This is a genomic window from uncultured Proteiniphilum sp. (assembly GCF_937873925.1).
In the GTDB taxonomy this organism is placed as follows: Bacteria; Bacteroidota; Bacteroidia; order Bacteroidales; family Dysgonomonadaceae; genus Proteiniphilum.
Window position 1 is genome coordinate 1 of record NZ_CALNAT010000235.1, and the last position, 11,878, is coordinate 11,878.

Sequence of the window (11,878 nt, forward strand, 5' to 3'; positions counted from 1 at the left end):
TTTATATTGAAACCGGGTTTCAGGGAACGGGGAGGATAAATTTATTCAACTTTGAAAGAATTTAACATGAAATAAACCTTACCATACCTTAAATGCGGAAAAAGCTGTCTCCAATTTAATCTTGAGACAGCCCCTCTGTATAAAAGTGATCACCCGTTTAAGGCTCTTTTCTTTTTATTTCGGTACCGGCCGATTCATTCAGCGGGACTATGATGGTATCTCCCGGCTGAACTTCAAATTCTTTGGGCTGTTTTTCTGCTGTTACAGATGGAGTCTGGTTATTGTTAACTTTTTTCTTTTTTGAAAATAACCTGAAAATCCAACTGTCTGCTATGGTCTCAGCTGCCCGGGTCACCTCAAAAACACCCTGGTCCACTCTTGTTATAGCCGTATCCACACTCAATCCTAAATCTTTATCGTGAAGTAAGCGAGGTAAAACACCTTCTCCATAATTTATAGCGTGTACTGTCTGCTGTAACTCTTCAATAACTGCATTGGCTTCTACGGAAGTGGTATGTAGCTCCTCCATGATTCCTGACAACTGATCCGTAATAGCACTATCATTTATCAGCTTACCTAAATCTCCCTGTCCACTGCTTACCTTCGCCGTTATTTCATTTACATCGGACATAGAGCTATTCAATTTACGGGTGGCAATTCCCAACTGCGTAGTTAAATCATTCCCATTCAGCAAACGGGCTATATCTCCGTCCCCTTCATTAATTTTATCAGTTACCGAATTAAGATTCGATACTGTTTGCGTAGCTTCCCGAAGCATCTTCTGTGCCTGGGCTATCATCCCCTGTATGTCCAATCCTTCAGCCACAACCAGGTAGTCATTCTCCTCGATTACGCCCGTTTCGGGAGTTCCGGAAGAGATCAGTACGATCTTTCCTCCCATCAACCCTTCCTGTCCGATCTGTACTGTGGAGTTCTTATAAATATACTTTGAATAATCTTCACGTATTGACATTGTTACCACAACAGATGTATCGGATATGATGCGGATATTTTTCACGGTACCCACATTTATGCCTGCAAACCTGACATTGTTTCCCACCACGAGGCCCCGTATATCTTTAAATGAGGAAAATACATCCTTAGTGGGACTGAACAAGTTTCCCTTACTTCCTATTAAATATACTGCTACAATAAATAAAATTAATGCTGCAGCTATAAAAACACCTAAGCGTAAAGCTTTTTTTGTATTTTTCATAACTATCTGTTATCTGTTTATTATTAAATAAAATAATCCCGTATTTCTTTATCCACACTCATGCTTAGCTCGTCGTACGTACCTTCCACCACAAAAACACCCTCTTGCATAATTCTAATTGTATCGGTGGCTATTTTGGCGCATTTCATATCGTGAGTAATAATAATAGATGCCGTATTATATTCCTCCTTTATTTTGAGGATAAGTTCACTGATCTCTCCGGAGGTAACCGCATCCAAACCGGTGGTTGGCTCATCGTATAGAATAATCTCAGGCCTTAATATAAGGGTTCTTGCCAAAGCTATTCTTTTTTTCATTCCACCCGATAATTCTGCCGGCATCTTGTCTATGGCATCTAACAATCCTACACTCCTCAAAGATTTTTCTACCAATTCTTCACTATCTTGTTTTTTATCCACAAATTGGGTTCTTCTTATCGGGAAAAGCAGGTTTTCCCTTACACTCATTGAGTCATACAGCGCACCTCCCTGAAAAAGATAACCCACTTTTTTCCTTATTTCGTTCAGTTCAATATTATTACATGCCAGGACATCGGTTCCAAGTACGTTAATCTCACCCGCATCAGGTTCTATTAATCTCACTATACATTTAGCAAGTACCGATTTTCCGGTGCCGGACTTACCTATGACACCCAAATTCTCACCTTTATGCAGGACCAAATCAATCCCCTGAAGAATATGCTTATCCCCAAAAGATTTGTACAGCTGCTTTACTACAATTACTTCTTCTCTTCCCATACAAAATCAGAGAATATTGGTTATTAAAACAAAAATCAGGTCTATCACGAAAATAGTAAGAGAAGCTACTACTACCGCTGAATTGGCAGCAGTTCCTACCGATTCTGTTCCGATTCCCGCATTATAACCTTTATAGCAACCTATGAGTCCGATAAAGAAACCAAAAAAGACTGTTTTTATAGTAGCCGGGATCAAATCCACGAAACCAAGCATGGCAAAAGCCCTGTCAATAAACAGGGTAAAGGAAATATCTTCGAAAACATTTACGGCAAGAAATGCGCCAAAAAAACTGAATGCGTCGGCAAAAATAACCAGAACGGGAACTGTTACGGTTGTTGCCAACACCCGGGTAGCAACCACAAACCCCAAAGGATTTGTTCCCGAAACTTCCATCGCATCTATTTGTTCTGTTACTCTCATGGCCGCAATCTCAGCCCCAATACCGGAACTCATTTTCCCTGCACAGATAAGCCCTGTTATTACCGGGCCCAATTCCCGCACCATCGCCACAGAAATAGCACCCGGCAATAAAGTTTGAGCGCCAAAATCCGCCAAAACCGGATTCATCTGCATGGTTAATACTAATCCCATTATAAAACCGGTAACGCTTACCAGGGCAAAGGATTTATTCCCCAGCAGAAACCCTTGTTTTATCAATTCCCTATGCTCAAAAGGTGGACGAAAAAATTGTTTTATTACGTTTATAGAAAAAATCACCAACTCTCCCAAATCAATAAAAAGTCCATTATAAAAATGCCGGGTTTCCTCTTTTATATGGATTTTTCGTGGCGATAATTGATTCATTTTAAGGTGTTTCATATGATTATTTTACTTTTACATTTCCGTGCATGGAACTATTTGCGTTACGCTAAATGAGCAGAACAAATTCATTTGCTTTGCCGAACGCAGAAATAGCAGAATAAAATTCAAATATTTAACTTTAGTGAACGTTTTCGTTAAGCTAAATGAATAGAGGCCGTACTTGTTCGGACTATATTATAGCGAGAACTATTTCGCTAAGCGAATACAGAGGCAAAACTTATTTTGACTATGTTGAGCGTAGAATTATCGATCGAGGAGCGAAGGCGACTCAAATAGTGCAATAAGAATTGAAAACGACTAATTTTAATGAACCATTGATATTTATAACAGAACTTCTATTAGAACAATAAAAAGAATATATTTGTTTCGCATGATATTCCATATACTGAATAAAAACCCCGGTTACGCATATAAAAAGGTCTGCCTCACATTGTATGAGACAGACCCTCTTTCTGTTCTATCGCTTCACAATGAAGCAGCATATAAGATATTTCTACATCCGGGCTATTAAGGCATCAACTCGGCCAATTTGGAGTCCAGTGCCTCTCCTCTCAGATTTTTCTCGATTATCGTGCCGTCTTTATCAAGGAGCACAGTATGAGGTATTCCGTTTATAGCATACAGATCCACTATCGGGCTATTCCAATACTGAAGATCGGACATTTGCGGCCAGGTCATATTCAAATCCTGGATACCTTGTGTCCAGCGGTCGTGCTCCTGATCGAGCGATACACCTACCACCTCAAATCCCTTTGCTTTATATTTATTATAGGCCGCAACCACGTTAGGCATTTCCTGACGACAGGGTCCGCACCAGGCAGCCCAGAAATCGACCAACACATAATTTCCTTTGCCGGCATAATCGGAGAGAGAAACTTCGTTCCCCTGGGTATCCTTCAAAGTGAAATCGACGAATTTCTTACCCACTGCCACATTTTCAAGGTTTTCCAGCCTTTTTATTACCCGCTGGATATTTTCACCGGCTTTGAATTCATCACCGGCAAGGTCGAGGATCTCTTTCTGCTGTTCCGGCTCAAACATGGAAGAAGAGTTCTGGAAAACATATTCTCCCAGTCTATTTCCGATATTTTCCTTGATGAAATTGAAATTCAGATCGGTCAGTTGGCTGCTGATTTCCTCGTAAGACTGCTTCAGTTCAGCGTCCCGCGATTCAGTCATGGTTCCGGCAGCAGTCTCACTGTTGAATTGCCCTATAATGCCTCTGATATTTTGCACCAGTTCTCTTTGTTGCAATCTGAAATTAGTGTATGCATCATTTACTTTTGTCCCCTTCACAGTGACTACGGTATCGAAGGTTACCTCCAGTTTGCCCGGTTCGACCAATACCGGTATTCTGCTTTCCTGTTGCGGATTCACGGTCTCATCCAATGCAATGAAACGAAGCACCGTCGTATCGGCCGCTCCCGAGAAGGAGAACATACCGTTCTGAATAACAGCCGTATCGGTTGCAACCATCGCATCGTCCGTCATCTGCTGCAGATATACATTCGTTCCTTCATAAGCATCGCCGGCTACCGTACCGTTGATTGTATATTTATGGTTGTTCTGGCACGATAAGAGGGTGCCTGCAACAATAAAAAGATAGATTAGTTTTCTCATTTGCTTTCTTTTTTATAATTAAATCACAACAAAGATATGTAAAATGTAATGATGACAAATTATTTTAGCGTTTTTTTTAAACGATTGCAATAAAGAGGCTTTACAAGCGTTCTAATCGTACAAACGACAATTAAGTTTACTTAATTAGTTATCGTGAGAACTATTTCGACAAACGAGAGCAGAGGCAAAACTTGTTTTGACTATGTTGAGCGTAGAATTATCAATCAAGGAGCGAAGGGGACTCAAATAGTAGAATAAAAATTGAAAAAGTGTGAAAGAGATAGTCTAAATTTATTGAATGCAGATGCATACACCCAAAAGGAAATGGAGCGGGACGGCGGGTATTGCCGGTGAGACAAAGCCATCGAAACTCTCGTTGGCCCTTATCCGCCAATTTGCCGAATGCTTTCATGTTGAAAGACAACTTCAGATACCGGATAATACATTCGGTATTAATTAAATAATAAATTAATACAAAAACCTGGCAATTATCTTTCGATATAAATGATGTAACCCTATAGGGATCATTGACCCGCTTTTCCTCCTGCTACATATACCGCTTCTTTAAGGAATTCCGGGATCGAACTTCCATGGTTTTTACTCGGGTACAGAATGAAACGGCAGTCCGGCACTTCTTCCGCGATCATTGAAGCCAAATCCCGGGGCGACAGACCACCCTTCCGTTGCTCTTTTATTTTCCGGATCTCCGGCGTTAAATTCTTTCTGGACGGATCCGATTCGGGATTTTCCTCATATTCCCCCAACGTAATGGTTACCGAATGAGGGATATGGGAAAAGAACGGCCTTTGTTTCGGAACAATTACCCCCTGCCCCCACCATATGGCAGGACTGCCGGCCAGATAATGCTGGAAAGCCCGGGTATGGTTGAACGCAACATATAATGTGAATAAGCCTCCGTAAGAATGTCCGCACAATGTCTGGCGCGTGGTATCCACAGCATAATTCGCCTCAACAAAAGGCTTTACTTTATCGATAATAAACCTGTAAAAATCTTCGGCATCTCCTCCCTCGCCATTCCCTTCAACGGAGATCGTATAATCCCGGGTACGCTCTTTAGGATAAGCCTGCAACGAAGGATAGCCAATACCGACGATCAGTGGCGTATTATCCGAGACCTCTTCCATCGCGTTGACCAGCATGGGAAACTGCCCATTGCCATCCAGCATATAGAGTACCGGATGGGGAGTCTGCCCGCTACCTGCCGGTTGCGCGATATAGAGACGGTACTCTTTCCCGTTGTACGTCAGGTCATGTTGTTCCATGTCGAACAACTGCCGTGCGGATTCTTCAATGGGGGTTCTCACCTGGCTTGGTTGGCCCTGCATAGGATAGGCTATAAAAAGAAGTAATAAAAAAAGGATGATCTGATTCATACCGGTTCTCTGAATGCAATTATTTCGTTAAGCAATACGAACAGAAGACAAGCTCGCCTGTGTTCCGTCGTTGCGAGAAATAGTCTAACTATTCCTCCCGGCCCTCGATCATATTACGAAAACGGGAGGAATAATCAGATGATTTACGCCGGGATCAGTTCCCGGACGCTTTCAGTTTACCGATAGCGGCAATCTGATTAGCTTGCACCGTAAGGCCTTTGGTAGCCGTAGCAGTTTGGGGATTGATGCTGTACACAGCAGGGGAAGTGCCGCCGGTAGTAGTTACCGCGATATAAGCAGTTCCCTCTTCTACGTAGGGCGTTTCCGCAAAACCCTGGATATTCTCAGGAGCAGGCAAGCCGGTTACGTAGGTAAGTTCTTTGGACTCTCCCTTGAAGACAGCCAGCCGAGAAGCGGGAGTGGTCGTTGCATCGAATCCTTCAACGAACGGCACATCATACATCAGCAACAAAAAATAATCGCCGCCAATATGCCAGGTACGAAGGAAGGAGTTGCCACCGGTTTGCTCTTCAAGATTGCAATAGTAATCATTGTCAAACACTTCGGCACCTGCTTTAATCCGGACAACACCCGCAGGTAACGTCGTTTTCTGCACACCTGTCATTGTCTTTGCATAACTGGGAGAAAAGACATAGATATCGCCGTTGTCGGCTGCCCAGGTCGTTTGGTAATATTGCGAACGATAGCGTCCACAGGCATAGCTGATCTTATCGGTTTTGATCAATTCCGGATCCTCCATTTTCTCGTTGTTATAAATAGCGATCCATGCCTCATCAGGATATTGCGTCCATTGCAATTCCCCTTTTTTGTATGCGCTGCTGGCAGATCCCCCGTCTTCCGTTTTCACCAGTTCGGGATACTTCACATACTTTCCACCTTCTGTTTTCACTCCATACTGGCTCAAGCCCATAGGGATGGGCGCCGAATAAACTTTATTGCCGGACTCCAGGATACCTGCCAGGGTCACAAATTCACCGTTGCCCAGATAGTTCTCAGACAGGATCACCTCCTGATTCGAGTTGTAGGTTTCTTTCTCTACATCGAGATAAGAGAACAGGAATCCTTTGGGGAGGTAACCGTTCTCATCGGCAAGGTTGGCACCCAAATCACCGGTAGAGGAGGTGATAATATAATTTTTATACGTTCCGTAAGAGGTAAATCGCTTTATTTCATACGTGTTGTTCCGGTCTTCCATACTTCCCTGATTATTCAGGATATAGGAAGAACTGATACCGGCATTCCCTTGATTATAGGCCAGGCGGAACAGGTATTTATCCTGATAGTACACCCAGTAGGTACCGAGTTCCGTTTCATGGCCATTATTCTCCCCGGCGGTAACCGTACCCTTATCCAGGGCCTCGGAAGTCAACAGGTAACTGGCTGTCACATCATTATTACCATCGATAGCGGCAATGACATACCTTTCGGAAACCTTATCACCGTCATCTATAACCGGGGTATCGTTGTCGCAGGAATAAAATACAACTCCTGCTATCAATAGTGCTGAAGTCAAATACAATTTAGAAAGTCTCATATTGTTTTTGTTTTAATGGATGATGTTTGAAAATAAATGATTTGAATTTGTATAAACAGGGATCGGCTGAGTCGGTCCATATATTACTATCTTGTTTTACAGAGAAACCCTGACCTTACCGTAGAATGCTCTTCCCGCCTTTTGCAGGCTGAAATTGTCGTACAGCTTTTCGTTGGTGAGGTTCTGACATTCGAATGAGATATTGTAACGCCCTTCTTTCAGGGAGTAGGAAACACTCACATTATGAGAAAACTGGGTGGGCACAACCGATTTACTGTCACTACTTCCCAGTACCTCGGAATAAAGGGGAAAACTTTTCACATAAAAGTTATCATAGGAGACCGTCAGCACATTGCCTGTCGCTCCCAGATCGTGACGATAAAAAGTAATATCCGCATTGGCGAAGAGGTAAGGCACATTCGGCATACGGGCTTTGTAGGTATTGCTGGGTGCACCCGTGACGGTTGTCGCTACGTTATCGCGGGTGTTGATCTCTGTGAAATTCCCTCCCACGCTCAACAGGTTTGAAAAATTGTAGCGCGCGGTAAGGGTATATCCCTTCGTAAGGACCTTGCCGTGGTTGATATAAGCCGCACCATAGCGACCACCACTCAGCCCCGTGATATTGCGCTGGATATAATCCTTTATATCGCGGTAAACCATGCTTCCCTCCAGGTAAACGGCATGCTTGCCAAATGACTCGTCGAAACTTACATTGAAGTTGATATTATGGCTGTTCTCGGGCCTGATCCCTATATCTCCCGATTCCAGGTCTTCATCCCCGAAGACCTCATTATTGGCAGGCAACCGGTATACCTTTTCGTAGGATACCTTGGCCTGCAGATTATCCAGGATAAAGTAGGTTCCGGCCGCACCATACCCGGTGGTACTGATGGTTTTTGTGGTTCGCACAAATTCATCCAGTGAGGAAGAAGTAGCCACGGGGCCTGCCACATGCTGATAGTAATATTTACCGAACAGCGATGCATTCCATCTCTTGTTAGGCATAAGCTGGTAAGACAGGCCGCTGACATTCTTCTGCGTCTCCTTGGGTATCGGGTCAGGGTCGGAGCCTGGTGTCAGAAGCGACCTGTTGGAACGGCGGAACGAGTTAATAATGTGATTGAAAGTGAACGAATGGATATCCTTTAACCGATAACGGGCGGAGAGTGTTCCGTTCCAGTTATTGTTATCCGATTGCAGATGCATGTACGACTGCTCTCCGGGCATTCCGGCCCGCGGCCGTTTTTCCCCCCGCCAGTTAAATTCATAGGCCGAGGTGTCCACGTTGTGCGTACTGTTTTTATTATAGTTGGCCGTAAGCGTCACATCCAGCCCATTGACAAACAGGTTTCGTTTATTGTATTCGAGCGACGGCATAACGGAGTGCCCTTTACGGTATTTACCGCCAAAAACAATCTCCTGGCGCACGCCGGTCTGCAACTCCTTATATACCTGAGAGTAAGTCAGTCCGAATATCAAGCGGTCCGCCCACGGCTTGTCTACCAGACCGACCTTTCCCGATATCGCCTCATTGTGGTAAGTATCGTGAAACCGTTTTACACGCTCAATTTTTGACCTGTCCGTACTACTGCCTCCATCCGGCAGGAACTCTTTGACAGGCGTATCTACATAGTAATTATTATCGGAATAGTTCTGGAACGCGTTAACCTCGTAAGTCAGCCCGTTGTCGAATGTCTGTCCGAAATTGAAGTAAGACTTGTGGGTATTGAACGAACCATACGAATAGGAGGCATCGAGATGCCATTTCTTATTAAAACCCTTTCTGGTCACAATATTGATTACGCCGCCTATGGCATCCGTACCGAACTCCACGGGCACCACCCCTTTGTATATCTCTATACGCTCGGCATAGTTCACCGGAATATTATTCAGTCCGAACGACTGGCCCACACCGTCCTGGGGAACCCCGTCGATAAAGACTTTCACATGTTTCCCGCTGAAGCCGTCCATCATTACCTGCATTTCAGATCCCACGCCGCCCGTTTCGCGGATCCTGACACCGGACACTTTATTCAACATACCCGACAGGTTGGCGGTCGAGTTGTGTTGTACCCTGGCATCCAGCGCTACTGCATTGTATGCCGATTCATTAATGCGCTGCACGGCTGATTTGGCTTCTATCACCACCTCCTGCAGAGCATATCTCTTCTCGGCCAACTCTACGGGAATGGTCATTTTCTCGCCCGGTTGCACGGTGATGGACTGTTCATGTGTTTCATACCCCATCAACTGTACACAGAATGTGTAACTCCCCGGCGCCACCAGCAAAAGGAAATCGCCCTTACTATCCGATTGTGTCCCCTGCTGGGTTTCTTTTATATAGACGGTAGCAAATTCTACCGGATCACCCTTACTATCTTTCACGCTTCCCCGAATAACGGCCTGGCGATCTTGTTGTGCAAATAAAGAATGAAAAAAGAAAATGAAAACGATTATCCCGGTCAGCCTTATTCTTATAGTAAGACTCCTTAATTGATTCATTTTATTCTAAACATTGACTACCTAAAATTACGGGACAAAGATATATGCAATAATATAAGGTAACAATCGCAAGAAATGAGTATTTTTCCGGTATAAAACAGCCATATATACCCACAAATGGTAGAGTTTGCCGGTAAAACAATACTGGATCTTCCTATTATCATAATAACAGGAAGTGATTCAATTGAACTATAAATCTATAGGGAATAACTATAAACTGATTCTATCTCTTATTTTGAATTTATTCGGGGACATAAATGATCTCCCCGTTCTCGAGTTCATAAGCGACCCCGACCCTACGGCCTTGGGATCCTGAGGATTGCTCATTCGAGGGAGTATATTTATTGATTTTATTCCCTTCTTTCGTGATGATTTCCATATTATCCTTGCCCGGATTCTTTACGATGGTATAATCTTCCTGCGTAAAAACCTCGGTCATATTCATGTGCATCACCATAGCGACCATCAACGCGACGGCAAATACCATCGCTACGTCGAACAAATTCACGATAACGCTTAGCGGGTCGGTGTCCTCTTCACGCGAAAATTTATTAATCCGTCGTTTTCTGCTCATAATGTCAATTATTTTTTTCGGTTAATATCCGGGAAACGTAATCGAGATTGTTCACGTCTTTCGCATACCAGCGTTGTTTGGTCTGCAATGTAACCAACCCGATAGCGGATACCACCAGGCCGACGACCGTGGTGGCAAAAACCACCTGCATATTGTACGCCATTCCCGAAATATCCCCTGTTGAAAGCCCTACCAGTGCAGGACTCATGGCAATAAGCGTTCCGATCAACCCTAGTACCGGCCCCATTTTGGCAAGCATTTTCGAGAGGGCAAGATCTTTATCGGCTTCGTTCTCGAAATTCGAGATCAGAAAATCGGAATACGCCTCGCTCGGCGGAGTGGTCAATAAGTCGCGCAGGTACTTGATGAAAAGCGAATTGTCGTTTTTGGGAATGACGGCTCTCAACTCGTCTATGGTGGGTTTCGACAATTCCTTTATTTTATTGCCTATTGCCTTGTCGTTCTTCCGTTTGGTCATGAACTGGTCGTAAAAACTGCCGATGAGCAGCAACGAGCGTCCAAAAAGAAACAGCAAAATAATAATATCGGGTATCAATAAGCTGTTGGCTACCCAAAATAGCGTTTTTGAAATAACTTCCATTATTGGTTTTTTTAAGCTTCCTGAATCTCCAAAAGAGGAAATTTCAGGATAAGTGAATTGATTGAGTTTTAGTCTATGCTACTTTACACCTTCATATCTTTACGGCGATATTTTTTTCTGAACTTCCATTTATATTTATTCCAGACATAGCCAACAGCGAAAAATACCGCAAACAAGATAACAGAATAAAGTATTGCCTGAATATTCAAAGGCTCTTTTACCGCCGCGTAAGTAACATTCCCGTTGACGGTTGTCAATAACCCCAATATGGCCACAAACAGGCTTACAAGAAAATGCACTTCCAACCGCAGTTCCTTTTCCGGCAGCAAAAGCTGAATGCCGTAGGAAGCGGCAGGGATAACGACAAGGGTGATTCCTGCAATGGTATATGCAATAGTGCTGAAATTGGTTCCGGAAAGGCTGAAAATAGCCTGTGTCAGCATATAAAATAAAACCGGAAACAGCAGGAGGCTGGGATACCAGTATAATAAGCGTCTCCAGCGCTTCTTCTTTTTACCGAACATGTTCATCAATGCGGCAAAGCAAAAAGCAAAACAGATGGCTGATTCCACTGTGATAAGCACTGCCATATCCTGCAATGCCTGACGGTTCGAAAGATAATCATGCAGCTGTGTTTTGGACTGTACAATAGCGTATTGTTGCGCCCAAACCACGAAAATTGCACAAATAGCCCCGAAGATTACCGTTTGCCACCATTTCCAGAAGCTAAGCTTCAGGATGCTGTTGATAATGATAAACAGGATCAATACCTGAATAATGATTTCCATAAATAATGTGCCAATAAAACCAATGTGCCAATGTGAATAATGTGC

11 protein-coding genes are annotated in these 11,878 nt (G+C 43.6%); 1 reads left to right on the forward strand and 10 read right to left on the reverse strand.

Annotated elements, in window-relative coordinates; translation table 11 throughout:
* Window positions 1–157 precede the first annotated feature (157 nt).
* From Q0502_RS16215 to Q0502_RS16230, 4 genes are all read right to left on the reverse strand, one after another.
* On the reverse strand, window positions 158–1,216 hold the full coding sequence (locus tag Q0502_RS16215; RefSeq protein ID WP_298653020.1) for an MlaD family protein: 1,059 nt from the start codon (window positions 1,214–1,216) through the stop codon (window positions 158–160).
* A gap of 23 nt (window positions 1,217–1,239) precedes the next feature.
* Window positions 1,240–1,974 (reverse strand): ATP-binding cassette domain-containing protein, encoded by a 735-nt coding sequence (locus tag Q0502_RS16220; RefSeq protein WP_298653023.1) that lies wholly within the window; start codon window positions 1,972–1,974, stop codon window positions 1,240–1,242.
* Between the two features lie 6 nt (window positions 1,975–1,980).
* Window positions 1,981–2,793, reverse strand: coding sequence for an ABC transporter permease (locus Q0502_RS16225; RefSeq protein WP_298653026.1), 813 nt, complete (start codon window positions 2,791–2,793; stop codon window positions 1,981–1,983).
* 510 nt (window positions 2,794–3,303) lie between these two features.
* A complete protein-coding gene (locus tag Q0502_RS16230; RefSeq protein ID WP_298653029.1) occupies window positions 3,304–4,416 on the reverse strand; it encodes a TlpA disulfide reductase family protein in 1,113 nt (370 codons plus the stop codon).
* A gap of 304 nt (window positions 4,417–4,720) precedes the next feature.
* Between Q0502_RS16230 and Q0502_RS16235 the strand changes: the two genes are divergently transcribed.
* Window positions 4,721–4,876 (forward strand): hypothetical protein, encoded by a 156-nt coding sequence (locus tag Q0502_RS16235; protein ID WP_298653031.1) that lies wholly within the window; start codon window positions 4,721–4,723, stop codon window positions 4,874–4,876.
* Between the two features lie 64 nt (window positions 4,877–4,940).
* On the opposite strand, the gene Q0502_RS16240 is transcribed toward Q0502_RS16235, so the two are convergent.
* From Q0502_RS16240 to Q0502_RS16265, 6 genes are all read right to left on the reverse strand, one after another.
* A complete protein-coding gene (locus tag Q0502_RS16240; RefSeq protein ID WP_298653034.1) occupies window positions 4,941–5,810 on the reverse strand; it encodes an alpha/beta hydrolase-fold protein in 870 nt (289 codons plus the stop codon).
* A gap of 154 nt (window positions 5,811–5,964) precedes the next feature.
* On the reverse strand, window positions 5,965–7,365 hold the full coding sequence (locus tag Q0502_RS16245; RefSeq protein ID WP_298653036.1) for a DUF4374 domain-containing protein: 1,401 nt from the start codon (window positions 7,363–7,365) through the stop codon (window positions 5,965–5,967).
* Window positions 7,366–7,461: 96 nt separating this feature from the next.
* Window positions 7,462–9,870 (reverse strand): TonB-dependent receptor, encoded by a 2,409-nt coding sequence (locus Q0502_RS16250; protein ID WP_298653039.1) that lies wholly within the window; start codon window positions 9,868–9,870, stop codon window positions 7,462–7,464.
* A gap of 241 nt (window positions 9,871–10,111) precedes the next feature.
* Window positions 10,112–10,444, reverse strand: coding sequence for a DUF2149 domain-containing protein (locus Q0502_RS16255; RefSeq protein ID WP_298653041.1), 333 nt, complete (start codon window positions 10,442–10,444; stop codon window positions 10,112–10,114).
* A gap of 4 nt (window positions 10,445–10,448) precedes the next feature.
* Window positions 10,449–11,045, reverse strand: a complete 597-nt coding sequence (locus tag Q0502_RS16260; RefSeq protein ID WP_298653044.1) for a MotA/TolQ/ExbB proton channel family protein — start codon at window positions 11,043–11,045, stop codon at window positions 10,449–10,451.
* Window positions 11,046–11,128: 83 nt separating this feature from the next.
* Window positions 11,129–11,833: a hypothetical protein gene (locus Q0502_RS16265; RefSeq protein WP_298653047.1), complete on the reverse strand. Its 705-nt coding sequence runs from the start codon at window positions 11,831–11,833 to the stop codon at window positions 11,129–11,131.
* Window positions 11,834–11,878 lie beyond the last annotated feature (45 nt).

What these genes read in the sequence shown, in the direction of transcription:
- Q0502_RS16235 (WP_298653031.1), top strand. Translation starts at nt 4,721, where the DNA reads ATGCATACACCCAAAAGGAAATGGAGCGGGACGGCGGGTATTGCCGGT.
- Q0502_RS16260 (WP_298653044.1), bottom strand. Translation starts at nt 11,045, where the DNA reads ATGGAAGTTATTTCAAAAACGCTATTTTGGGTAGCCAACAGCTTATTG.
- Q0502_RS16215 (WP_298653020.1), bottom strand. Translation starts at nt 1,216, where the DNA reads ATGAAAAATACAAAAAAAGCTTTACGCTTAGGTGTTTTTATAGCTGCA.
- Q0502_RS16230 (WP_298653029.1), bottom strand. Translation starts at nt 4,416, where the DNA reads ATGAGAAAACTAATCTATCTTTTTATTGTTGCAGGCACCCTCTTATCG.
- Q0502_RS16245 (WP_298653036.1), bottom strand. Translation starts at nt 7,365, where the DNA reads ATGAGACTTTCTAAATTGTATTTGACTTCAGCACTATTGATAGCAGGA.
- Q0502_RS16265 (WP_298653047.1), bottom strand. Translation starts at nt 11,833, where the DNA reads ATGGAAATCATTATTCAGGTATTGATCCTGTTTATCATTATCAACAGC.
- Q0502_RS16250 (WP_298653039.1), bottom strand. Translation starts at nt 9,870, where the DNA reads ATGAATCAATTAAGGAGTCTTACTATAAGAATAAGGCTGACCGGGATA.
- Q0502_RS16240 (WP_298653034.1), bottom strand. Translation starts at nt 5,810, where the DNA reads ATGAATCAGATCATCCTTTTTTTATTACTTCTTTTTATAGCCTATCCT.
- Q0502_RS16225 (WP_298653026.1), bottom strand. Translation starts at nt 2,793, where the DNA reads ATGAAACACCTTAAAATGAATCAATTATCGCCACGAAAAATCCATATA.
- Q0502_RS16255 (WP_298653041.1), bottom strand. Translation starts at nt 10,444, where the DNA reads ATGAGCAGAAAACGACGGATTAATAAATTTTCGCGTGAAGAGGACACC.
- Q0502_RS16220 (WP_298653023.1), bottom strand. Translation starts at nt 1,974, where the DNA reads ATGGGAAGAGAAGAAGTAATTGTAGTAAAGCAGCTGTACAAATCTTTT.